General features: G+C 61.6%; 20 protein-coding genes. 7 read left to right on the plus strand and 13 right to left on the minus strand.

Features of this window, described 5'->3' with window-relative positions:
* Window positions 1-2: 2 nt before the first annotated feature.
* On the minus strand, window positions 3-764 hold the full coding sequence (locus BLW69_RS04635) for a meso-2,3-butanediol dehydrogenase (protein ID WP_062455476.1): 762 nt from the start codon (window positions 762-764) through the stop codon (window positions 3-5).
* Window positions 765-964: 200 nt separating this feature from the next.
* Between BLW69_RS04635 and BLW69_RS04640 the strand changes: the two genes are divergently transcribed.
* Window positions 965-1,381, plus strand: a complete 417-nt coding sequence (locus BLW69_RS04640) for a response regulator (protein WP_244508741.1) — start codon at window positions 965-967, stop codon at window positions 1,379-1,381.
* Window positions 1,382-1,396: 15 nt separating this feature from the next.
* On the opposite strand, the gene BLW69_RS04645 is transcribed toward BLW69_RS04640, so the two are convergent.
* From BLW69_RS04645 to puuD, 4 genes are all read right to left on the minus strand, one after another.
* Window positions 1,397-2,542, minus strand: a complete 1,146-nt coding sequence (locus BLW69_RS04645; RefSeq protein ID WP_092660223.1) for an alpha-hydroxy acid oxidase — start codon at window positions 2,540-2,542, stop codon at window positions 1,397-1,399.
* 188 nt (window positions 2,543-2,730) lie between these two features.
* Complete coding sequence (locus BLW69_RS04650) at window positions 2,731-4,701, minus strand: methyl-accepting chemotaxis protein (protein WP_092660224.1); 1,971 nt, start codon at window positions 4,699-4,701, stop codon at window positions 2,731-2,733.
* Window positions 4,702-5,016: 315 nt separating this feature from the next.
* On the minus strand, window positions 5,017-6,360 hold the full coding sequence (gene guaD / locus BLW69_RS04655; protein WP_092660226.1) for a guanine deaminase: 1,344 nt from the start codon (window positions 6,358-6,360) through the stop codon (window positions 5,017-5,019).
* An 8-nt stretch (window positions 6,361-6,368) separates the two neighbouring features.
* Entirely contained in the window at window positions 6,369-7,610 is a 1,242-nt protein-coding gene (gene puuD / locus BLW69_RS04660) for a urate hydroxylase PuuD (protein ID WP_092660228.1), read from the minus strand.
* Window positions 7,611-7,793: 183 nt separating this feature from the next.
* Between puuD and BLW69_RS04665 the strand changes: the two genes are divergently transcribed.
* Window positions 7,794-8,222: a GFA family protein gene (locus BLW69_RS04665; protein WP_062455492.1), complete on the plus strand. Its 429-nt coding sequence runs from the start codon at window positions 7,794-7,796 to the stop codon at window positions 8,220-8,222.
* 5 nt (window positions 8,223-8,227) lie between these two features.
* On the opposite strand, the gene BLW69_RS04670 is transcribed toward BLW69_RS04665, so the two are convergent.
* On the minus strand, window positions 8,228-9,148 hold the full coding sequence (locus BLW69_RS04670) for a GGDEF domain-containing protein (RefSeq protein WP_092661053.1): 921 nt from the start codon (window positions 9,146-9,148) through the stop codon (window positions 8,228-8,230).
* A gap of 212 nt (window positions 9,149-9,360) precedes the next feature.
* On the opposite strand from BLW69_RS04670, the gene BLW69_RS04675 reads away from it, so the two are divergent.
* The 3 genes from BLW69_RS04675 to BLW69_RS04685 all read left to right on the plus strand — a co-directional run bounded on the left by BLW69_RS04675 (window position 9,361) and on the right by BLW69_RS04685 (window position 12,317).
* Window positions 9,361-11,367: a GAF domain-containing protein gene (locus BLW69_RS04675; RefSeq protein WP_092660229.1), complete on the plus strand. Its 2,007-nt coding sequence runs from the start codon at window positions 9,361-9,363 to the stop codon at window positions 11,365-11,367.
* Window positions 11,368-11,751: a response regulator gene (locus tag BLW69_RS04680; protein ID WP_092660231.1), complete on the plus strand. Its 384-nt coding sequence runs from the start codon at window positions 11,368-11,370 to the stop codon at window positions 11,749-11,751.
* Window positions 11,752-11,930: 179 nt separating this feature from the next.
* The gene (locus tag BLW69_RS04685) at window positions 11,931-12,317 is read left to right on the plus strand and encodes a hypothetical protein (RefSeq protein ID WP_244508742.1); all 387 of its coding nucleotides are present in this window, start codon (window positions 11,931-11,933) and stop codon (window positions 12,315-12,317) included.
* Between the two features lie 13 nt (window positions 12,318-12,330).
* On the opposite strand, the gene BLW69_RS04690 is transcribed toward BLW69_RS04685, so the two are convergent.
* Window positions 12,331-13,227, minus strand: a complete 897-nt coding sequence (locus BLW69_RS04690) for a LysR substrate-binding domain-containing protein (RefSeq protein WP_244508743.1) — start codon at window positions 13,225-13,227, stop codon at window positions 12,331-12,333.
* A 161-nt stretch (window positions 13,228-13,388) separates the two neighbouring features.
* Between BLW69_RS04690 and BLW69_RS04695 the strand changes: the two genes are divergently transcribed.
* Entirely contained in the window at window positions 13,389-13,568 is a 180-nt protein-coding gene (locus tag BLW69_RS04695) for a hypothetical protein (protein WP_139283790.1), read from the plus strand.
* 8 nt (window positions 13,569-13,576) lie between these two features.
* Here the strand turns inward: BLW69_RS04695 and xdhC are convergent, their stop codons facing one another.
* From xdhC to BLW69_RS04725, 5 genes are all read right to left on the minus strand, one after another.
* Window positions 13,577-14,434 (minus strand): xanthine dehydrogenase accessory protein XdhC, encoded by an 858-nt coding sequence (gene xdhC / locus BLW69_RS04700; RefSeq protein WP_092660237.1) that lies wholly within the window; start codon window positions 14,432-14,434, stop codon window positions 13,577-13,579.
* Window positions 14,435-14,466: 32 nt separating this feature from the next.
* On the minus strand, window positions 14,467-16,806 hold the full coding sequence (gene xdhB / locus BLW69_RS04705; RefSeq protein ID WP_092660239.1) for a xanthine dehydrogenase molybdopterin binding subunit: 2,340 nt from the start codon (window positions 16,804-16,806) through the stop codon (window positions 14,467-14,469).
* Window positions 16,806-18,278, minus strand: a complete 1,473-nt coding sequence (gene xdhA, locus BLW69_RS04710) for a xanthine dehydrogenase small subunit (RefSeq protein ID WP_092660241.1) — start codon at window positions 18,276-18,278, stop codon at window positions 16,806-16,808. The genes xdhB and xdhA overlap by 1 nt, the downstream gene beginning before the upstream one ends.
* A 659-nt stretch (window positions 18,279-18,937) precedes the next feature.
* Entirely contained in the window at window positions 18,938-19,714 is a 777-nt protein-coding gene (locus BLW69_RS04720) for a 3-hydroxybutyrate dehydrogenase (RefSeq protein WP_092660245.1), read from the minus strand.
* A 156-nt stretch (window positions 19,715-19,870) separates the two neighbouring features.
* Window positions 19,871-20,821, minus strand: coding sequence for a GGDEF domain-containing protein (locus BLW69_RS04725; RefSeq protein ID WP_082472015.1), 951 nt, complete (start codon window positions 20,819-20,821; stop codon window positions 19,871-19,873).
* A 248-nt stretch (window positions 20,822-21,069) separates the two neighbouring features.
* Between BLW69_RS04725 and glpK the strand changes: the two genes are divergently transcribed.
* Window positions 21,070-22,563 carry a glycerol kinase GlpK gene (glpK, locus tag BLW69_RS04730; protein ID WP_092660247.1) on the plus strand — a complete coding sequence of 498 codons (1,494 nt, stop codon included), beginning with the start codon at window positions 21,070-21,072 and terminating at the stop codon, window positions 22,561-22,563.
* 42 nt (window positions 22,564-22,605) lie between these two features.
* Here glpK and BLW69_RS04735 read toward each other — a convergent pair whose 3' ends face one another.
* The gene (locus BLW69_RS04735; RefSeq protein ID WP_139283792.1) at window positions 22,606-23,697 is read right to left on the minus strand and encodes a hypothetical protein; all 1,092 of its coding nucleotides are present in this window, start codon (window positions 23,695-23,697) and stop codon (window positions 22,606-22,608) included.
* Window positions 23,698-24,205 lie beyond the last annotated feature (508 nt).

The following is a 24,205-nucleotide window of genomic DNA, read 5'->3' on the forward strand; positions in this document are numbered from 1 at the left end:
CCTTACTTCGAAGGCTGGCCGTTGGAGGCAGAGATTCCACCATCGACCGGCAGGTTGACGCCCGTCACGAAGCGCGCATCGTCGCTCGCCAGAAACGCGATCACGGCGGCGACATCGGCCGGCTCGCAGGGGCCTTCCAGCGCAAAGCGCGCGTTGAACTGGGCCAGCCGTTCCTGGTTGTCCATGATGCTGTCCGTCATGCCGCTGCGGGTCAGGCTCGGGCAGACCGCGTTGACGCGGATGCCGTCCTTGCCGTGATCCAGCGCCATCGCCCGGGTGAGATTGACGACACCACCCTTGGCGGCATTGTAGGCCGCCATGCCCCAGTCGCCACCGGTGCCGGAAACAGACGCGACGTTGACGATCGAGCCTCTGGTCGTCTTCAAATGCGGGATTGCCGCGCGGCTTGCGAAGAACACGCCGTCGAGATCGGTCGCCATCACCTTGCGCCAGTCGCTGGTCGACAGCGATGACACATCGCCCTGCACCGCTACACCTGCATTGTTGACGAGAGTGTCCACGCGACCGAACGTCTTGACCGCGGCCTCGACCAGATCGTTCACCTGGTCCTCGTCCGCCATGTCGCAGGCCTGCACGAGAACGCGGTCCTCGGGGTAGGGCGCTGCAACCGCCTCGAGCTTTTCGGGGGTGCGGCCGGCGATCACGACGAAGGCGCCCTCATCCAGAAACCGTTCTGCGGTCGCCTTGCCGATGCCCGATCCCGCGCCCGTGACGATGACGACTTTTTCGCTGAAGCGCTGCATGAAATTCTCCTTGTAAGCGATGCTGTTAGGGCCATCCTCCAAGGCTTCGAACGGGCAGGAACGGGGCGCGGTTCCACCGGCGGACGCGGCGAATATGCGATTGTTCGCATTTTATTAATATTGTTAGCAAAGACTGACGGACGGGACACATCGAAATCAGATGGCAGGCGTTGAGGGAGCGAACTACATCGGAGGCGAACATGGCTTTGTATCAGCGTACCGTGCTTGTCGTAGAAGATGAGCCCCTAATCCGGCTGCATCTGGCAGACACTTTGGAGGATGCCGGCTATACGGTTCTCGAGGCATCGAACGTGCTCGAGGCGGTGGCCGTCCTTGGGCAGTCCCGATCCGTTGACGCGGTCATTACCGATATCGACATGCCCGGCGCCCTCGACGGTTTCGACCTGATGAAGCTGATCTGCAGCTGCTACCGGGATACCGCCGTCATCGTCACGTCAGGCGGTCATGTCCTGTGCGAAGCCGAGCTTCAACCCGGCTGCGCCTTCATTGCCAAACCCTATGACCTGCCGAAAATGCTCGACATGCTCGCGGCACGGATCGCCCAGGCCTCCACGCGGTCGTCCCAGGCATGGCCCTGCGGCAGACTGTGGGCCTAGGCTCAGAAGAAGAAATCAGAACCTCACGTCGGCGATGATGTCGCGGCCGCAGGTTTCGATATCGCGCTTCCCGCACAAGGCCATCGAGATGTCCATTTCCTTGCGGATGATTTCGAGTGCTGCGGTGACGCCCGGCTTGCCCATCGCGCCGAGGCCATAGAGGAAGGGGCGGCCGATATAGGTGCCCTTGGCTCCGAGCGCCACGGCTTTGAGCACATCCTGACCGGAGCGGATCCCGCCGTCGAAATGCACCTCGATGCGGTCGCCGACGGCTTCGACGATCTTCGGCAGCATGCTGATCGAGGAGGGGGCGCCATCCAGCTGGCGGCCGCCGTGGTTGGAGACAATGATCGCATCGGCGCCGGTGTCGGCGGCGGCCCGCGCGTCTTCCTCGTCGAGAATGCCCTTGATGATCAGCTTGCCGCCCCACAGGTCCTTGATCCAGCGGATATCGTCCCAGGAGAGGCGCGGGTCGAACTGTTCGGCGGTCCAGGCACCAAGCGACGACAGGTCCGAAACGTTGCTCGCATGTCCGACGATATTGCCGAAACCGCGACGCTTGGTGCGCAGCATTTCCAGGCACCATTGCGGCCTGGTCGCCAGCTGCAGGGCACTGTTGAGCGTCCACTTCGGCGGCGCCGACAGGCCGTTTCTGATGTCCTTGTGGCGCTGGCCGAGGATCTGCAGATCGGCGGTGACGACCAGCGCCGAGCAGCCGGCCTGCTTGGCGCGGCCGATCAGCCGTTCGATAAAGCCACGGTCTTTGAGCACATAGAGCTGGAACCAGAATGGCTTGGTGGTGACCGAGCGCACATCCTCGATCGAGCAGATGCTCATGGTGGACAGCGTGAAGGGAACGCCGAATTCTTCGGCCGCCTGCGCCGCCAGCATCTCACCATCGGCATGCTGCATGCCGGTCATTCCGGTTGGCGCGAGTGCCACGGGCATCGCCGCTGCCTGTCCCACCATCGTCGTTGCCAGCGACCGGTTGGTCATGTCGACAAGCACCCGCTGGCGCAGCTTGATCCTGGAAAAGTCTTCCTCGTTGGCACGGTATGTGCCTTCGGTCCAGGCACCGCTATCGGCATAATCGAAGAACATCTTGGGCACACGACGGCGAGCCATGGTCTTCAGATCGGCAATGGTCAGCGGCTTGGACATGCGCAAAACTTCCTCCTCGATGGTTGTCCGACAACTACCATATCCGGGCGACCTTGCCAGCGGAAACGTCGGTTTGGGGGAGCAGTTTTCTCAACTGCACCGCAGGTGTCGCGCCACAACGGAAAACGGGCGGCCAAGGCCGCCCGTCGTAGTTTACTCAATCTGTGGCCGGGTTTTGTGGATGGGCCTCAGAATTCTTCCCAGGACTGGGCCTGTGCCGCGGCCGATGACGAACCGCCGCCGAAGGCTGAAGCGATGCGGTTGCCGAGTGCTCGTGCCGGCGATGGTGTCTGGCGCGAGGCCGGCGATACGGCCATCGGAGCCGACGGAGCATGGCCGCGACGGCCGTTCGATGTGGAGCGGTTTTCGCCCTGGCCGAGGTTGAAGCGCGACAGGAGGTCGTTCAGCGAGGCTGCTTCCTTGGCAAGGGAGTGGCTGGCCGCTGTCGATTCTTCCACCATGGCGGCGTTCTGCTGGGTGCCCTGGTCCATCGTGTTGACCGCCGTGTTGATCTCCTGCAGCCCGACCGCCTGTTCGCGCGCGGAGTCGACGATCGCGTTGACGTGGCGGTTGATCTCCTGAACTTCGGCGACGATGACTTCCAGCGCCTTGCCGGTCTCGCCGACGAGGTGGACGCCGGAGCGGACATGCTCGCTTGATGCGGTGATCAGTTCCTTGATCTCCTTGGCGGCCTTGGCAGACCGCTGTGCGAGTTCGCGGACTTCCTGTGCGACGACGGCAAAACCCTTGCCCGCTTCACCGGCACGCGCGGCTTCGACACCGGCGTTTAGGGCCAAAAGGTTGGTCTGGAAGGCGATTTCGTCGATGACACCGATGATGCTGGAGATCTCGCCCGAGGACTTTTCGATCCCCTGCATGGCGGTAACCGCATCGCGGACGACTGCGCCGGAACGCTCGGCGCCGGCACGGGCCTTGGTGACGAGGTTGCCGACTTCTTCGGCGCGCTTGCTGGAATCCTTCACCGTGGTGGTGATCTGCTCCAGGGCGGCTGCGGTTTCTTCGACCGAAGCTGCCTGCTGTTCGGTGCGCTTGGAAAGATCGTCGGCGGCCGCACGGATCTCATTGGCGCCGCCGTCGATGCCGCGGGCATTGTTGCCGACGGCCTGCAGGGTTTCCTGAAGGTTGGCAACCGAATCGTTGAAGTTGTTGCGCAGCGCATCAAGATGCGCGACGAACGGCGTGTCGAGGCGGTAGGCGACATCACCCTGCGCAAGCTTTGCCAGCCCGCCGGCAAGCTGGTCCACCGCGAACTGTGTGTCAGCTGCGTCCTTTGCCTTTTGCGCGTCGCGTTCGATGCGTTCGCGATCGGACAGGCTCCGGTTGGCATCGGCTTCGCGTTCGAGGCGGATGCGCTCCAGCGCGTTGTCGCGGAACACGGCAACGGCTGCCGCCATGGCGCCAAGCTCGTCGCGGCGATCCTGACCTTCGATCGGTGCCTCTGTTTCACCCCGTGCCAACGACGCCATGCGTTCGCGCAGGTTGGCAATCGGCTTGGTGATGCCCTTGGCGGAGACGAGGAGCGCTCCGACGATACCGGCCGAAAACACGACTGCGAGAACGAGCAGTGCGTTGAAGATCGTCGAGTTCGTTTCGTCGGTGATCGCGTTGCTCTTGGTATTCACATCTGCGCTCAACCGCTCGAGGAATGCCGCGAGGTCCTTCGCCAGCGGCAGAACCTGCTGATCGACCTTCACAAGAGCTGCCTTGGCGATTTCGTCCTGGTCGTTTTCACCGAGGGCAACAGCCTCGTCAGTCAGCGTGAGGACTGCCTTGACGCGGGTCACGAGCGGGTCGAGGTCTGCCGCTCTGGTTGGCACGAGTGTACGGATATGCTCGAGACGCACCATCAGGTTGGTTTTGCTTTCCTTGTAGAAAGCAGTGGCAGCCGTCATCCCCTCGCTGCCCCTGGGATAGGCAAGGGTCTGGTAGGCGGCATAGCCCGTCGCCGCAAGATTGCGGTTGGCGCGGGCCATTTCCACAGCCGCAACGGTGTCTGTCGAAATAAAATCGGAGTAGCTGGTATCGGCAGCCTTGTAGCGGCTTGCAACGAAGCTTGTAGCGCCCAGGCCAACGACGCAGAGCGGGATAAGGACAGACAGTATCTTGGTGCGAATACTCGCATTTTTCAAAAACGACATAGAACCCCTCGTGGAGTAGCGGAGAAGCCTCCATTCCATCAGCGTTGCTGGCGCCAGCCGGGATCGCTGGAGCGCATGCAAACTGATCGATTGGTCAGGCAAACTTGTGTGGCATGACAGCTGCGCTCTGCCTTCATGGCTGCCAGGGGATATTCTGTCGCAGACAGGCGTAATAAGTTATAGTTTAAATATAATTAAGCGCTGATATTACAGTGAAAATGCATCACGACTGGATTCTAGACTTGGTGTTTCGTTCGCCGGTTGCGCCCGGAGGGATGGGGTATCCTGTCCCGACAGCCCGGCTACTTCGAGACGTCAGGCCTCCACGGCACCAGTCTGCATTTCATCGCCGCCCAGCCCCGTCTTCATCGCCTTGCCCGCAACATAGGTTTCCACCACCGCGCGGTCGTCGCCCATGGTCTGCAGCAGGAACAGCTCTTCGGGCAGGGTCTTCACCGTTTCCATCCGAAGCCGCATTGCGGGTGTCGATCCGGCGTCGAGGATGACGAGGTCGGCCATCGATCCGATGTCGAGCGTGCCGATGTCGGCCTCCATGCCCAGCGCCTCGGCATTGCCGCGGGTCATCAGGTAGTAGCTTTCGAGCGGATTGAGACGTTCGCCCAGCAGTTGCTGTATCTTGTAGGCCTCGTCCATGGTCTTCAGCATCGAATAGCTGGAACCGCCGCCGATATCGGTCGCGACGGAAACACGGACGGGCTTTTCGCGCCTCCTCAAGGCTTTCAGCGGAAACAGGCCGGAACCGAGGAACAGGTTGGAGGTCGGGCAATGCACGGCAATGCTGCCGGCTTCCGACAGCGCATCTGCCTCACGCTCGGAGAGATGGATGGCGTGGCCGAGCAGCGTCTTTTTCCCCAGCAGGCCGTAACGGGCATAGATGTCGGTATAGTCCGTCGCTTCCGGATAGAGCTCGGCGGTGTATTTGATTTCGTCGTGGTTTTCCGAAAGGTGGGTCTGGATGAACAGGTCGGGGAATTCCTGCGCCAACGCTTCCGCCGCCTTCATCTGGCCCGGCGTCGAGGTGATGGCAAAGCGCGGCGTGATGGCGACGTGGTTGCGGCCCTTTCCGTGCCATTCGGCAATCACGGCTCTGGTTTCGTCATAGCCCATCTCGGCGGTATCGAGCAGGCCCTGCGGCGCATTGCGATCCATCATCACCTTGCCGCCGACCATGCACATGTTGCGCTTCATCGCCTCGGCGAAAAAGGCGTCGGCGGAGGTCTTGTGCACCGAGCAATAGGCGACGGCTGTCGTCGTGCCGTGGCGCAGGAACTCGTCGTAGAGATGCGTGGCGATGCGCGTCGCGTGGTCGCTCTCCACGAAGCGGCATTCCTCGGGGAATGTGTAGGTGTTGAGCCATTCCAGAAGGTTGCCGGCATAGGACGCGATCACCTGCATCTGCGGAAAGTGCACATGGGTATCGATCAGGCCCGGCAGGATGAGGTGCGGCCGGTGATCGATCTCCTCGACATCGGCTGGCGCCTGCGCCTTGACCTGCGCGTAGTCGCCGCTTGCGGTGATCCGACCGTCGGAGACCAGCAGGGCGCCGTCGTGCTCGTACGAATAGCTGTCGGTATCGGTCATTGCGAGGGGCGCACGCTTGAACGAAAGAAGGCGGCCGCGGATCAGGGAATCGGTCATCTAAAACTCTATTTCGACGCTATCGCACTTTCATACCACGCAACGAGAAGCCGGCGCTCCTCGGGGGTGATGGCGGACACGTTGCCTGGCGGCATGGCGTGGCTCCGGCCGGCCTGGATATAGATCTCGCGGGCGTGGGCGGCAATCTCCGTATCGGTTTCCAGCTTCACCGCTTTCGGCGTGAAGGTGATGCCCTCCCAGACCGGCTCTGCTGCATGGCACATCGAACAGCGCCCCTGAACGACGTTGCGCGCCGCGACGAAATGCGTGTCGGATGCGAATGTCTGCTGGATCGGCGTCATGGCCGATGCGCTCGATATCTCGGTCTCGCCGGTCAGCACTTTCGGCACGGTCGAAAGCCACATGATGGCGATGAACAGGAGCACCGTCACTAGCCAGGTCCAGGTCGGCTTGCCCTTGCGCGCATGGGTGGTGTTGAACCAGTGCCGGATCGTCACGCCCATCAGGAAGATCAGCGCCGCGATCACCCAGTTAAAATGGGTGGCAAACGCCAGCGGATAATGGTTCGACAGCATGAAGAAGATGACGGGCAGGGTCAGGTAGTTGTTGTGCAGCGAACGCTGCTTGGCAATCGCGCCGTATTTCGGATCGGGCGTGCGCCCGGCGATCAGGTCGGCGACGACGATGCGCTGGTTGGGCATGATGATCATGAAGACGTTGGCAGACATGATCGTGGCGGTGAAGGCGCCGAGATGCAGGAAGGCCGCCCGGCCGGAAAAGATCTGCGTGTAGCCCCAGGCCATCGCGACCAGAACCACATAGAGAATGCCCATCAGCGCCCAGGTATTCTTGCCGACAGGCGATTTGCACAGCTGGTCATAGATGACCCAGCCGATACCGAGTGACGCCAGCGAAAGGCCCATCGCCTGCAGGGATGACAGGTCCATCACCGTGCGGTCGATCAGGAACAGGTCTGCGCCGCCATAATAGACGATACACAGCATCAGGAAGCCGGAGAGCCAGGTGGCGTAGCTTTCCCACTTGAACCAGGTCAGGTGTTCCGGCATCTGCGCCGGCGCCACCAGATATTTCTGGATGTGATAGAAGCCGCCGCCATGCACCTGCCATTCCTCGCCATAGGCACCGACGGGAAGATGCGCCCGCTTCACCAGCCCGAGATCAAGCGCAATGAAGTAGAAGGACGAGCCGATCCAGGCGATCGCAGTGATGACGTGAAACCAGCGCGCTGCAAAGCTCAGCCATTCCCAGGCGATCGCGTATTCGTACATTCCGTGTGTTCCCGATTCAGTTCCCCTGCAGCGCACTTTGGGCAAAAAAGGATCGCGAGGGAAGAGGGGCGGACGCCGCCGTCATTCCGATACAGATCATATGGCAATGAGGGTAGCGGGCGAGGTTGCCGTGCCCGTCCATCCGGACTAGCTTTCGGGCGTATCAGGATCGAGGAGCTACCCATGAGCGAAACCGCAGAACCCCATCATGCCTCGTGCCACTGCGGCGCGGTGCGCTTGCGGGTCAAGTTGTCGGATGGGTTCAACACGATCCGGCGCTGTGACTGCTCGTTTTGCCGCATGCGGGGAGCCGTCGTTGCCTCTGCGCTGCTGAGCGATCTCACCATCCTTGAGGGCGAGGACAGCCTGACGCTCTATCAGTTCAATACGGGGACTGCGAAACACTATTTCTGCAAGACCTGCGGCATCTATACCCATCACCAGCGACGCTCAAATCCGGAGCAGTTCGGCATCAATGTCGCCTGCATCGAAGGTGTCAGTCCGTTCGATTTCCCCGAAGTGACGGTCATGGACGGCGTCCGTCATCCGGCCGATACGGGTGCCGATCCAAATTCGGGGATAGCAGGTGTCCTCAGATACTCGACAACCTGAGGCTGTCAGACAGCGGCAGTAATCCGTCCCAGGCGTGTTTCCGGATCGAGGCAGACCTGGTTGCGGCCCCGCATCTTGGCGGCATAAAGGGCCAAGTCGGCGCGCCGGTAGAGGTCTGCGGCGCTATCGCCGCTGTCGCCGGACGCGATGCCTGCAGAAAACGTGTAGCGGAAGCTCTGCTGTTCCGCGACGGGCCGCGAGTGACGCACCGCCTCCAGCATCTTGCCGACGATCGTCAGCGCGTTTTCCGGTGATGCATTGGGCAGGATCAGCACGAATTCCTCGCCGCCGACACGGCCGAGTACGTCGGTCTTTCGCACATGGCTGTGCAGTGTCTTGGCAAAGTCCTTCAGCACCGCATCGCCGACCGAATGGCCGAAACGGTCGTTGATATATTTGAAATTGTCGATGTCGAGCACGGCCAGGCATCCGGCCGGCTGCGATGGCGCCCCACCTTGCGAGCGCAACAGATCGTCGATCTTTGCCATCGCGAACCGCCGGCTTGGAATGCCGGTCAGTTCGTCGATCTGGGAGACCCTGATCGCGTCGTCGCGGTCCTGCCGGAGCGTTCTTTCGTCGGGGCGCATCGAGGTGATGTCACTTGCAACGCACAGCATCCAGCCGTTCGGCTGCATGGTTTCCGTCATCCAGAGCCAGCGGCCGTCGTGAAGGTCGGTTTCGTAGGCGCGAAAGCCGGTCTTGCCGCGCCGCGAAAGGGTGGAGCGCAGCCATGTCTCGAAATCCGTCGCCTTGATGACCGTGCCGCGCGCTGACAGGAAATTGCGGCGCATCATCTCCGACCAGAGCGGATTTTCGGTCTCGTCGAGGCACCAGGCGTCCCGGAACGCACGATTGGCGAAACGTAGCCTGTCGTCCTGATCGAACACTGCGATCAGGACGCCTGCAACTTCCATCAGCCCGGCCATCTGCCGCAGCGTCGCGTCGTCGTTCAAGGCCATGATGTCCCAGAATGTGAGTCTCTGTCTGCGTATTTCTTAGCTGTTACTTATGAATGATCAGTTAGGCAATTTGTTTCAACCCGCGGTATACGCGGTTGAGCAGCAGCAGTGACCGTGCAGTGGTGACAAATCATTTTTGCGCCCTATCTTAGCGTCAATTGCAATTTTCAGAGTTTCCCTTGCTCATCGCCGATCTCGACGAACACGCCGCCCTTCTCGATCGTCTCGAGGCCCTCGAAGCCTACGACATCATGGATTCTCCGTCTGAACCGGAGTTCGACGGGATCGTCCAGATCGCCACCGCGCTTTGCAAGGCGCCGGTGGCGCTGATCAGTCTTGTCGATGCGGAACGCCAGTGGTTCAAGGCGCGTGTCGGGTTCAGCCCGTCTGAAACGCCGCTCTCCCAGTCGGTCTGCCGCCATGCGCTCGCCAGTTCCGATCTTCTGATCATTCCCGATCTCAAGGACGATCCGCGCACGTGCTACAACACGCTCGTGACCGGCGAGCCATTCATCCGCTTTTACGCGGGCGCACCGCTGATCACACCCGACAATATCACCATCGGCAGCCTCTGCGTCATCGACAGTGTGCCGCGGCCGCACGGTCTCGACAACGAACAACGCGAAGGACTGCGCGCGCTTGCAGGCCAGGTGATTGCGCTGTTTGAAGCGCGCCGGCTGTCGCAGCGCAAGGACGATCTGTTTCGCCGGCAGAAGAGCCTGACATCGCATATGCGGGCCGCTGCAAACGAGACGCTGGCGGCCCAGGAGGCTGGCGGCGTCGGCACGTTCGAAGTGGATATCGAGACCGGTCAGGCCAAGACGTCGCCGGCCTTTTGCCGCATCTTCCATCTGCCCGTCGCACCGATCTATCCGTCCTCCCTGTTTGAGGGAATGGTCGTGGAGAGCGACCGGGGCTTGCAGTCGAGCGACCTCGGCCGTCGGGAGGCCACGGATTCGCTCGACGTCGAGTATCGCATCAATACGGATGTCGGAATCCGGTGGATTTCGCGCACCGCCAGTTTCGTTCACGACGAGAGCGGACGGCCGATCAAGATGATCGGTGCGGTGAAGGACGTCACAGTCATCAAGCGGGCGGCTGCCCGCGTCCAGGCTCTGCTCGATCTTGGCGACCGTCTCAATCATCTGACCGACACAGAGTCCATGGCGATGGCGGCGGCCGACCTGATGGCCAAGGCACTGGATGCCACCCGCGCCGGTTTCGGCATCGTCAACCTTGCTGACGAGACGGTGCTGATGCAGCCGGAATGGACGGCGCCCGGTGTCGTGTCTCTTTCCGGCCGGCATCACTTCCGTGATTACGGCTCGTTCATCAACGATCTGAGGCTTGGCAACCCCGTCGTCATCCCCGATGTCACGCAGGACCCGAGAACCCGCGACAATGCGCAGGCACTGCTGGATCTCGATATCCGCGTCCTCGTCAATGTGCCGATCATGGATCAGGGGCGTTTCAATCTGGTCGTGTTCGCCCATCACACGCATCCCTATGCGTGGAGCACCGAAGAACTGGCCTTCCTGCGCAGCTTTGGCGATCGCATCCAGGCCGCGATTGCACGCGTGCATGCCGAGGCCGAACAGATGGTCCTGCAGCGTGAGCTCGGGCACCGTCTGAAAAACACGCTTGCCATGGTGCAGGCCATCGCCTCCCAGACCCTGCGTCCGGTTAAGGAACGCAACCACGTGGACGCTTTCGAGCGTCGCCTGCATGCGCTGAGCACCGCACACGAAATCCTTCTCGAGCGCAACTGGAGCAGTGCCCCGGTTTCCAACGTCGTTGAAAAGACGCTCGACCGTCTCTCCGTGCGCGAGCGGATCGACATCGTCGGCGACCCGATCATGCTTGGACCCAAGGGTACGCTGTCGCTGTCGCTCGTGCTGCACGAGCTCGCCACCAACGCGATCAAGTATGGCAGTCTCTCCAACACGACAGGCCGCGTTGCCATTAACTGGCACGTGGAAGGCGAGGGCGATCTTTCGTCGTTCAACTTCAGCTGGCAGGAAAGCGGCGGACCCCAGGTTGCCGAACCGCAGGCCAATGGGTTTGGATCGAAACTTATTCGTATGGGACTGGCCGGAACAGGCGGCGTTAACGTTCGTTATGAACCATCGGGCTTCGTCGCCCAGATGCACGCGTCTCTCCCTCAGCTCCAGCAGGCAGATATCTGAATGGGATCACATACCCCGCCTTCAAGGCACGTCGTACTCGTAGTTGAGGACGAACCGCTGCTCTTGATGATGGCGACGGACCTCGTAGAAGAAGCCGGTTTCGAAGCCGTCGAGGCTCGAAGTGCCGATCAGGCAGTCGAAATTCTCCAGGAACGTAAGGATATCCGCATCGTCTTTACCGACATCGATATGCCGGGCAGCATGAACGGAATGCGGCTGGCCGCCATGGTGCGCGACCGCTGGCCGCCGATCGAGATCATCATCGTGTCCGGCCATGTGAAGCTCGGCAAGGACGATATGCCGGCCCGCAGCGTGTTCTACAGCAAGCCCTACGATGCCGCCAAGATCGCGGCTCAGCTGCACCGGATGGTCTCGCACCTCTGAATATCTGCCTGAGTGTCGGTTCCTTAAGAAAAATCTAATACGCAAGTTGTGCGCCGCACTATTTTGTTTAGCGGCACCAGCCGACTCGCGTATTGTAAGCTTTGCAAGTCCTCCGGCGGTGCCGGGTATTGCGTTGAGCACGTCGCCGGAGATGACATTCATCAACGGAGAACAGGCTTATGCGTAGCGACATGACGCCGAGCAGGCGGTGCCTTCCAACGGGCGCGGTGATTGCGTTTGTATCCGGTGTATCCACGTTCGGCATTCCCATCCCACAGGGGCGGGCGCACGAGGCCGTGAGCGGCTTCGAATACGAGTCCTACTGCTGCAACGGCAACAATCATACCGGCGACTGCCAGAGGATCCCGACCAGGAATGTCAGGATCACAAGCGGCGGGTACGAAATCATCCTGAAGCCCGGTGACCACCGTCTGGTCACCCGCACCCATGATTTCCAGCTGCCGCAGAGCGAGGCCCGTCGCAGCACCGATTCCGAATATCACATCTGTCTCTATCCGACGGAAGACACGTTGCGTTGTTTCTACGCACCCGACATGGGCTTTTGAACGACCAGCATGATCAGTCTCGGAAACTCGGCATCATAAGTCGCATGAAATCACGGAAAGCGCGGATTTTCTTCGAATGCCGCCGCGTCTCCTGATAGGCGAACCAATAGTCGTTGCCGTCCGAGGCCCTCAGTTCGAACGGCTGGATCAGTCGTCCGAGTGCAACGTCGTCGGCGTAGAATTCGGGCTTCAGGATCGCCACGCCCTGTCCGGCGATCGCGGCCGCCGCCTCGAAAGCCTGTGCCCCGAAACGACTGTTCGGTCGTCCCCCGAGATCCGCATCGGGAATGCCGGCCGCTTCAAGCCACAGCCGCCACCAGACATCGCCCGCGTCGATGATCCGCAGCTTCAGGATGTCGGCCGGCTCGCGAACGCCGCCGATCGTTTCGGCCAGCACCGGGCTCAGCATCGGCGAGAAATCGCTCTTCATCAGGAAATGCGAGGTCAGTCCCGGCCAGTGGCCGGTGCCGCTGCGGATCGCCACGTCGGCTTCGGTCCGAGTGAAGTCCACCACGGTCTGCGAGGTTTCGAGCCGCACCGCGATGTCGGGGTTCTGCATCTGGAATGTGCCGAGATGAGGGGCGAGCCACCGGTATGCGAATGTCGCGGTCGTGTGGATGACCAGCGTGCTCTCTGACAGTTCCTTTGATCCCGCCACAGCCTCGTCCATGATGCCGAAGGCTTCCGATATCTTCGGTGCCAGCCGTTCGCCGGCGGTCGTCAGAAACACCTGTCGCGGCCGGCGGAGGAAAAGCTGGTCGCCCAAAGTCTCCTCGAGAAGCTTGATCTGATAGCTCACGGCCGTCTGCGTCATGCCCAGCTCTTCGCCGGCCCTGGTGAAACTTAGGTGCCGCGCTGCCGCTTCGAAGACGCGAAGGGCGTTCAGCGGAAAGTTCGTCGACATTTTCATGGATAAGCCCTCTTCATCCATCCAGACGGATGTTCCATTGGAAACGGAGCATTTTTGCGCGCATCTTCCAAGCACAAACATCAAATCAATGATGACTCAACAAGGGAGAAGCGGCCATGTTCAGTGGTTTGCGCGCTGCATTTCTGCGCCTGAAAACAAGCGTGGTTTTTTTGACATCGATGATCTCGGGCTCCCGCCAGCGGTGCGACGTGGAGAATGTCAGCGAGGACGAACTGCGGGCCTTCGGTCTGCTCGACGAGAGGATCTCGCCCAGCACCGTCAAGCGTCGCTTCGCTTCCGAGGCGTGGGCCGAGGTGGATCGCTACCAGCGCTTTCCGTGAGGCGCGTGTCAGACCGAAGAACGCGCGGGCACACCCTCTTCGACCGGGTGCCCGGCGGGGACGCGGTGCAACAGTTCGGCGGCCACGAGCGCTGCGATCACGGCCGGGCGCTTGTCCTTGACGCTGCCATCAGCCGAAAAACTGCCGACCGGCAGCGTCAGCCTAGATATCATCGCCGAACTCGTGTCGCGGTTCTCCGTCTGCCGCTGCAGCCAGTTTGCAAATGTCGCGCGCTTTGTGGCCGAGCCGATCATGCCGACATAGGCGAGGTCTCCGCGCGAAAGCGCTCGTTCGGCGATGAGGAAGTCCAGCGCATGGTCGTGGGTGAGGATGACAGCCGCGCCACCCGGCGCAATCTCCGCCACATGTGCTTCCGGCATGGCGGTCAGCCTTGCGGACACTTCTAGCGGCAGTCCCTCCAGCGCCTCGGCGCGTGTCTCGATGACCGTGACGGCAAAGGGCAGGGGCACGAGGGCGCGTGCCAGCGCCAGACCCACATGGCCGCAGCCGAACAGGTAGATTTCGGGGCGCGTGTCCTCGTCGCGGCGCATACGGGTTTGCAGATCTACGGCGACGCCAGACGTCACCACGGTAAACACGAGTTTCGTTCGCCCGCCGCAGCACTGGCCGATCTCGGGCCCGAGCGGAATATCCATCACCGCTGCGCCCGAGCCTGCCAGGATGGCACGCGCATTGTCGATCGCCATATATTCGAACTGGCCGCCGCCGATCGTGCCCCAGATCGCACTGCTGCTCACCAGCATGAACGTACCTTGCTCACGCGGCGTCGAACCCTTCGCCTCGGCGATTTCGACGAGGATCGATGCGGCGTTGGCGGCGAGAAACGCGGCAAGCGGCAGGGTCATGGTTGAGGCTCATGCGGCTGCGGCATCGCGGTTCACCCCAAAGCCTTCATCCGCTCGACCGCCATCAGCACCCTTTCCGGCGTGGCTGGCGCATCGAGCCTCGGGCAGGCGGTGTAGTCTGCAACGCTTGCCACCGCCATCGAGATTGCTTCCAGAACCGAGATCGCCAGCATGAAGGGAGGTTCGCCGACGGCTTTCGAGCGGCCGATGGTTGGTTCGGCGTTTTCCGACCATTCCGCCAGCTGCACGTTGAAGATTTTCGGCCGGTCGGAGGCGAGCGGGATCTTGTAGGTGGAGGGCGCGTGCGTTCTGAGGCGACCCTTGGCATCCCACCACAGTTCTTCGGTGGTCAGCCACCCCATGCCCTGCACAAAGGCGCCTTCGATCTGGCCGATATCGATCGCCGGATTGAGCGATTTGCCGACATCGTGGAGAATGTCGGTGCGATCCATCATGTATTCGCCGGTCAGCGTGTCGATCGAGACTTCCGACACGCAGGCGCCATAGGCGAAATAGTAGAACGGATGGCCCTTTCCGGCCGCCCGGTCCCAATGGATCTTCGGTGTCTTGTAGAAACCTGCGGCGGAAAGCTGCACACGGTCGTAATAGGCGGCCTTCACGAATGTATCGAAGGGCACGGTGTCGCCGCCGATGCGGATGCGGTTGGGCAGGAATTCCACTTCCGACTTTTCCACCTTCCACTGCCGGCAGGCGAAATCCACCAGCCGCTCCTTGATCTGGCGGCAGGCATCGTAGGCGGCCATGCCGTTGAGATCGGAGCCGGAAGAGGCGGCGGTCGCGGATGTGTTCGGCACCTTGCCAGTGGTCGTCGCGGTGATCTTCACCCGGTCAATATCGACCTGGAAAGCATCGGCCACCACCTGCGCCACCTTGGTATAGAGACCCTGGCCCATCTCGGTGCCGCCGTGGTTCAGGTGGATCGAACCGTCGTTATAGACATGCACGAGCGCGCCCGCCTGGTTGTAGGCCGTCAGCGTGAACGAGATGCCGAACTTGACCGGCGTCAGCGCGATGCCCTTGCGAATGACTGGGCTTTGCTCGTTGAACTCGAGGATCGCCTGCCGCCGCGCCTGATAGTCGCTCGACTGTTCCAGTTCGTCGACGATGCGGGCGATGACGCAGTCCTCGACCTCCTGATGATAGGGGGTCGTGGTGCGGCCGGAGCCGGGCTGTCCGTAGAAATTGAGCTTGCGCACCTCGAGCGGGTCTTTGCCGACCGCATAGGCGATTTCCTCGATCATCCGCTCGGCGCCGAGCATGCCCTGCGGCCCGCCGAACCCGCGAAAGGCGGTGTTGGACACCGTGTGGGTCTTTAGCGGTTGCGAGGTCAGGTGCACATGCGGGTAGAAATAGCTCGAATCCGCATGAAACAGCGCCCGGTCGGTGACGGGACCGGAGAGATCGGCGGAAAAGCCGCAACGCGCCGCGTAGGTCGCATCGACCGCGTGGATGCGGCCGTCCTCGTCGAAGGCGATATCGTAATCGACCCGGAAATCATGGCGCTTTCCGGTTATCGACATGTCTTCGTCGCGGTCCGGCCGGAATTTGACCGCCCGGTTGAGCTTCTTTGCCGCGACGGCCGCAAGGGCTGCGAACTGGTTGCCCTGGGTCTCCTTGCCGCCGAAACCGCCGCCCATGCGTCTGGTGCGGACTTCGATCGCGTGGTTCGGCACGCCCAGCACATGCGCCACCATATGCTGCACCTCGCTCGGATGCTGGGTGGAGGACCAGACGATCACGTCGTCATCCTCGCCCGGAATGGCAAAGGCGATGTGGCTTTCGAGGTAGAAATGCTCCTGGCCGCCGATCTCCATCGAGGCCTGAACCCGAAGCGGCGGCTTGCCGATCTCGGTCTCCGGCTCGCCGCGTTTCAGCGTCATCGGCTCGGTCACGAATGGCGCGCCATTGTCGCGCGCACCTGCGATGTCGCTCCAGTGGGGAAGGTCGCTATACTCGATCTTCGCCAGAAGTGCTGCCCGCCGGGCCTGGTCGCGCGTTTCCGCAAACACTGCAAAGATCGGCTGGCCATGGAACTGCACGAGATCGGTCGCCAGCAGCGGCTCGTCATGGCGTCCGGTCGAGCCGACGTCGTTGGCACCCGGAATATCCTCTGCCGTCATCACCCAAACGACGCCGGGGGCTGCTTTCACGGCTTCGAGGTCGATCGAGACGATCTGCGCATGGGCGCGATCGGCAAGGCCCAGCCCGCCATGCAGCGTGCCTGCGGGTTCTGGAATGTCGTCGATATACTCGGCCTGTCCGGTCACATGCTTGTGTGCCGAATCATGCTTTAGCGACACATGCATCGGGCCGTCGATCACGGGCTTCATCGGAAAGCTTGTATTGTCCATCATGCTTCCTCCAGCTCGAACCGGTGCAACTCGCTCGGTGCTCCCGCTGTCTCCAGGAAGAACCGCGTCAGCAGGTTCTTGGCGGTCAGGCTGCGGTATTCAGCGGTTGCCCGCCAGTCCGTCAAAGGCTGGAAATCCGCATCGAACGCGTCGCGCACGGCAGAGACCACGCCCCAGCTCCAGGGCTGTCCTTTCAGCATATCTTCCACATGAGTCGCCCGTTTCGGGATCGCCGCCATGCCGCCAAAGGCGATGCGGATCTCCTCGACCAGCCCTTCCGCATCGAGCATCAGGTAAAACGCGCCGCACAGCGCCGAAATGTCCTCATCGCGGCGCTTGGAAATCTTGTAGACGGCGAAATGGCTGTCTTCTGCCGGGCGCGGCACGACGATCTTTTCGACGAACTCGCCGGGCTGCCGGTCCTGCTTGCCATAGGCGATGAAGTAATTCTCGAGCGGCATCGTGCGGCGACCGGAATGGGAACGCAGCGTCAGTTCGGCACCCAGCGCGATCAGGGGCGGCGGCGTGTCGCCGATCGGCGATCCGTTGGCGATATTGCCGCCGATCGTGCCCATGTTGCGCACCTGGCTGCCGCCGATCCGGTCGATCAGCCGGCCGAAGGCGGGAACCACCGCATCCATCACGCCTTGCGCATCCGCATAACTGACGCCGGCGCCGATCGAGACGCCTCCATCCTCGATGGTGATCGATTTCAACTCGCTGAGGTGGTTGATGAAAATGACAGGGTCGAGCAGCCGCAGCTGCTTCGTCACCCACAGCCCGACGTCAGTGGCGCCGGCCACGACGGTTGCATCAGGGTTTTGGGAAAAGACTTCGGCAAAGGCCTCGACCGAGGCCGGTACGATGGAGCGTGCGCCGTCTTTCTCCACGACGATTGTGTCGGTCGCCGACTGCATGGAGAAAAGCTTGCCCATGATTTCGGTGCGGTCGCGTTCCAGCGGATCAAACAGCGCGCTCGGGCGGCTTTCCGCCACCTGTTGGGCCGCCTTCACGATCGGCTCGTAACCGGTGCAGCGACAGAGATTGCCCTGCAAGGCGCTTTCGATGTCCTGGCGCGACGGCTGTTCGTTGGAAAGCCAGAGCCCATAAAGCGACATCACGAAGCCCGGCGTGCAGAAGCCGCATTGCGAGCCATGACAGTCGACCATCGCCTGCTGCACCGGATGCAGAACGCCATCCTTTGCGGCCAGATGTTCGACCGTGACGATATGGGTTCCGTGCAGCGATCCGAGCAGGCGGATGCAGGCATTGACGCTTTCATAGATCAGGCCGCGTTCGCTCAGCCTCCCCACCAGCACCGTGCAGGCACCACAATCGCCCTCGGCACACCCTTCCTTCGTCCCCGTCAGCCGCCTTCTGAGGCGCAGATAATCGAGAAGCGTTTCCGTGGGGCCGAAATCTCCAAGGCTCAACTCTTCCGTGTTGAGAATGAAGCGGATCGCTGAACTCATCTGTCTCCTTCGTCCGCCGTTCCCGGCTTTTGCTGTCAATTTCATTGGCGCGGATGCCGAGGCATCCGCTCAAAGTCTCTGCCGCGACGCCCCGACGTCTCCGCCGCGACACCCGCCCAACTCTCCTCATTCCTGTGCTCGTCACAGGAATCCAGCAGCGTCGCGTCCACGACGCGGAAGGGTCTTTCCACGCGAAGTCTTTCGCGTGACTGGATTCCTGTGACAAGCACAGAAATGGGGGTAGCGGGGGTGGGCGCCGTCACCCACATCGCTTGCTTCGCGCAAGTCTACTGCGCAGTGCGGTCGCCGTCGATGGAGATATTTTGGGCGGGGACGCGGGAGGCAACCTTTCAGCCGAGACCGTTGTCCGGATCTTTCCGCCGCAGCGACTACCTAGCGTCTCCGTTGCAACACCCGCCCAACTCTCCTCATTCCTGTGCTTGTCACAGGAATCCAGCAGCGTCGCGTCCGCGACGCGGAAGAGCCTTTCCACGCGAAAGACTTCGCGTGACTGGATCCCTGTGACAAGCACAGGGATGAGGGTCGTGGGGAGGACAACGCGCGGCCACGGAGAGCACGCGCAGGGAGACGGAATGAGGGAAGCGGAGACGTGCCGTTTCCTCAGTTGCACTCGCTCCCAATCGCCTCCCACGCCCAACCTACTGCGCCGTCCATCCGCCATCGATGGAGAGATGCGTCCCCGTGATACTTCTTGCCGCATCGCTCGCGAGGTACAGCGCCGCGGCGGCCACGTCATCGACCTCGACGAATTCCTTCGTGGCCTGCAGCCGCAGCAGCACTTCGTCTCGCACCTGCGCTTCACTGATGCCCTTTTCGCGGGCCTGGGCGGGGATCTGTTTTTCGACCAGAGGCGTCAGCACGAAGCCGGGGCAGATGGCATTGACGGTGATGCCGGATTGCGCCACTTCGAGCGCCACGCTTTTGGTGAGGCCCATGATGCCGTGCTTGGCGGCCACATAGGCGGATTTGAACGGCGAGGCGACGAGGCCGTGGGCGGAGGCGACGTTGATGATGCGGCCCTTGCCTTGCGCCTTCATTAGCGGGATCGCGTGGCGCATCGTGTGGAAGGCGGATGACAGGAGGATGGCGATCAGCTGGTCCCACTTTTCCGGCGGAAAATCCTCGATCTTTGCCACATGCTGGATGCCGGCATTGTTGACGAGGACGTCGACCGTTCCGAATGTCTTCGCCGTGCTGTGGATCAGATCCTCGATCTCGCCGGGCCTCGTCATGTCGGCCGGGTGGTAGAGGACGGTTGCGGCACCCGCCTCGTCGAGCATCTGGCAGGCGGCCTCGATTGCGTCCTTTTCTCCAAAGCCGTTGATCACGACCGTATCGCCCGCGGCTGCAAAACCCTTTGCGATGCCGAGACCGATGCCGGACGTTGAGCCGGTGACGACGACGGTTCTTGCCATTTTTATAAAACCCTCCCTAGGCCAAAGCGCCCGCGCTTGAGCGGTGCCTCGACCGGAAAGGTACGCTTAAACCTTGCGCCCTGGCAATTGCCAAGGAGATCCGAAAGAAGGGGAGCGAGCAAGGGCCAGGCGCCAGCCTGGCCCTTGCAGCAAGCTTCAGTTTGCCGGCTTGCCCGCACCGGTTGCGGCATGGGTCGCCTGCGCATGAGACGGGGATCGCGCCGGGTTGCCGGCCGTGTTTCTGGCGGCCTGGCGCACGCGGTTGCGCCCGCCTTGCTTGGCGTCGTAGAGCAGCGTATCGGCCACCCGCAGCATCTGTGCGAAGCTCTCGCCGGCCTCGCCCTGGTAGACGCCGAAGCTTGCGGTGAGACGTCCTTGAGCCAGCGGCGTGACGGTGGTCTTTGCGAGTGCTGCGCGCAACCGCTCGGCGATATCGGCGGCCTCCGTCTCGGTTGTCTTCGGCAAGACGATGCAGAATTCCTCGCCGCCGATCCGCGCCGCGAGATCGTAGGGGCGGACATAATTGGTGGCGATTTCGCCGGCTGCCACCAGAACCTGGTCGCCGACATCGTGTCCGTGACTGTCGTTGATGGTCTTGAACTTGTCGAGGTCGAACAGGATGACCGAGATCGGTTCCGCCTGGCGCTCGGCGCGTGCCAGTTCCTGCGCAACGCGTTCGCTCAGCCAGCGGCGGTTGCCAAGCCCGGTCAAAGGGTCGGTCATCGCCTGGTGGCGCAGCTTCTGCATCAGCGTTTCGACTTCGGCGACCATCGAGGTCACAGCCGTCGCGAGCACGCCGATCTCATCATCGGCTTTGGAAAACATCCGCACCGGCTGGCCTTCGTCGCGATAGGTTTTGACCGCGCGCGTCAGGCTGCGGAGCGGCCGCAGCAGCAGCCAAAGGCCCGAAAGGCAGGCCACGGTGCCGATCAGCGTGGCGCCGAGCAGCAACAGAAGAAGCGTGAGCGGCTGGGTTTCGAAACCGATCGCGAGATAGGCGATCACGGCGATCAAGGGCACGTGGATGGACAAAAAGCAGATCATGAAGATCTTGGCCGTCAGTGATTTCCTGAAAGGCTGCAGCGCCATCGGGGGGGTCGGATTCATCCCGGCTCCTTTTGAAGATACAAGTCCCCCTGCGGGGTCCAAAGACCGCATAAAGCTATGGGTGCGTCCAAAAGAGGGCGCTCGCTCAAAAAGGCAAATGCGAAATTTAGCAGTTTCGCCGCTGATCCTGTGGATAACGGTGCGGCACCCGCTCGATTCCAGCCTCCATGGCGGGGAGTTGCGGTTTGACGGCGACGGCGGCATCTGCTCAAACCGTGATCAACGCGCAAATGGTGAGGGAGGGCAGCATGGCGGGTTACATCCTGGCGATCGATCAGGGAACCACGTCGACACGGTCAATCGTGTTTGACGAAACAATGCAGATCGCCGGTGTCGGCCAGACCGAGTTTCCGCAGATCTTTCCGAAATCGGGCTGGGTGGAGCACGATCCGGAGGCGATCTGGGAGAGCGTGCTCGTGACGGTCAAGCAGGCGCTGAAGGCCGCAGGCCTTGAGCCATCGCAGATCGCCGCAATCGGCATCACCAACCAGCGCGAGACCGTCGTGGTGTGGGACCGCCAGACCGGCAAGCCGATCCACAACGCCATCGTCTGGCAGGATCGCCGCACCGCATCCTATTGCGAAAAGCTCAAACGCGAGGGTCTGGAAAAGACATTCTCGAAGCGCACCGGCCTGCTGCTCGACCCGTATTTTTCCGGCACCAAGCTTTCCTGGCTGCTGTCCAATGTGAAGGGGGCGAGGGCGCGCGCCGCAAAGGGCGAACTCTGCTTCGGCACGATCGATACGTTTCTGATCTGGCGGCTGACAGGGGGAAAAAGCTTCGTCACCGACGCCACCAATGCCTCGCGCACGTTGATCTACAATATCGCCGACAATGCCTGGGACCAGTCGCTGCTTGATATCCTCAAGATCCCGGCCGCCATGTTGCCCGAGGTGAAGGACTGCGCCGACGATTTCGGCGTGACGGAAAAATCCCTGTTCGGCGCCGAGATCCCGATCCTGGGCGTTGCGGGCGATCAGCAGGCGGCAACGATCGGCCAAGCCTGTTTCGAACCGGGCATGATGAAATCCACCTATGGCACCGGTTGTTTCGCCGTTCTCAACACGGGACGCGACATGGTGCCTTCGAAAAACCGGCTGCTCACGACCATCGCCTACCGGCTTGACGGCGAGACGACCTATGCGCTGGAAGGCTCGATCTTTATCGCGGGCGCTGCCGTGCAATGGCTGCGCGACGGAATCGGCGTCATCGACAAGGCGTCGAAATCGGGAGATCTTGCCGCAAAGGCGGATCCGCAGCAGGACGTCTATCTGGTGCCCGCCTTTACCGGCATGGGCGCGCCGCACTGGGATGCGGAGGCGCGCGGCGCCATGTTCGGCCTCACACGAGCGACGGGACCGGCGGAGATTGCCCGCGCCGCACTCGAAGCCGTCTGCTACCAGACCCGCGATCTCCTGGATGCCATGTGCCGCGACTGGAAGAACCGCAGCGGCGACACGGTGCTGAGGGTCGATGGCGGTATGGTTGCTTCCGACTGGACGATGCAGCGCCTCTCCGACCTCCTCGACGCGCCGGTCGATCGCCCCAAGATCCTCGAAACCACCGCCCTTGGCGCCGCCTGGCTCGCCGGCTCCAAGGCCGGCGTCTGGCCAGACCGCAAGGCTTTTGCCAAAAGCTGGGCGCGAGAACGCCGGTTTGAGCCGGAGATGGACCCGAAGACACGGGTTGCCAAGATCAAGGGCTGGAAGGACGCGGTAAGGCGGACGTTGACGAAGGGGTGAGGGGGAATTTTGGCCTCAGCCCTCTTGCTTATCTAGCACCAGTCAATTTGTCGCTTGTTGACCGACCGCTCCCAGGTCGGGCTTGTAGCCGGGTTGACTGAATGGAGCCGGCTGTTTCCGCATCGATCGTGCTTTCAACTTGGAACGAACTGCGCCGACCGATGCTGCTCCGAGCATGATTCCCAAAAGTGCGGACGTCTTGATCGAGAGAAACGCGCCGCCGAACAGCGCCGTCGTGGTGATGTAGATCGATGCCATCAGTGGCAGGATCGGCGGCGTCAGGCGGGTCGAACTCAGGACGCCTGAAAAGAGGTAGAGGCAGAGCAACATGCCTGGCAGTGTGGCAGCGTAGACGAGATAGAGGATACCGCTGTCGCCGAACCGGCTCACGTTCAAGGCGCCCGAGAACAACTCGAAGATGTTGGTACTGGTGACGACATCGAATGTGATGGCAATGCGTCGTGGGGTTTCGGACTCGGCAAGCCGGCCATCACTCATCATGTAGAAGAAAAATGCCGCGATCAGCACGATCGCCGGACCCCAAGCCGACCATGCCATTCTGATATGCGACTGGAGACATGAGAGGCCGAAAAAGAGAATGATCATGGCGGACGGCACACGCGAGTCGGCCAGCAGTGCCAGGACCAGGCAGGCGGCAAATGCGCCCGCGCGTTGCCAGGGGTAGTGCCGGAACCAGACGGCGAAGAACATGCAGGCGACGACTGCGAAATATCCGAGCGACAGAGGTTCCAGAAACGGTCCACCGATCCGGTGATCGGTCAGGAAGCCGAAGAAACTTCCGCCGCCGCGGTTGGCGCCGAGATAAAGCCCCATCTCGTCCGAGCCGCTGGCAAGCTGGTCGGAGACCCAGACGCGGGTGTTGCGGAAGAACGAGAGGGGATTGAACAGCGTGGTATAGAGGCCGACCAGGAACGCATCCAGAAAGCAGATCACGCCGACCGCAGCGATGATCAGCTTGAAGGCCTTGAACGGAAATTGCCTGATGACACTTCCGAAGATGATGAAGATCGGGATGACCATCAGGTCGTAGTAATGTTTGGAATTAAGCTCGTTCCAGATCGACGCCAAGAGTGCAAAAACACCAAGGCAGGCGCAGGCGATCCAGAAGCTCAACGGAAGCTGTGGCCGCCGCAGAACAGCAACAGCAATCGCTGCTGCAGTAATCGCTAATTGAGCGACGGACGCGATAGTCGAATTGACGGGAAAGAGAAGGCTGTTGGAGAAAGCAAGGGCCGTATTCAGGAGCGTTGCGGCAAACAAGACTATGCTTGCCGGCCTATCGACGTCGTTGTTTTTTCTGTAGGTCTGCAATGGCTGCCCCAATCCCGTCAACCGCCCCCGGTTTGTGGAACTGTTCTTAGCAGATCGATGTATTCATCGACAATCGGTCAGGATTTATTTCTCGCGCTGTCGTCCGCCCGCAGTTTGAGCAGTATCTTACGGACGGGTTGCTTATTTATCGTCTTCGCACAAGACGATCCGTTCCGACTGGATCAGCGCAGGCCGCGGTCGCCGTCCGACCGGTGTCCCATAAAAAGACACATCATACCGGGTAAAATTCGGCAGCGCCATTTTCATGCCGGTATCGCTCGCCTATGGTCGCACCGCAAATTCGAGAAGG

Origin of the sequence: Rhizobium sp. NFR12 (assembly GCF_900108545.1) — a bacterium.
In the GTDB taxonomy this organism is placed as follows: domain Bacteria; phylum Pseudomonadota; class Alphaproteobacteria; order Rhizobiales; family Rhizobiaceae; genus Neorhizobium; species Neorhizobium soli.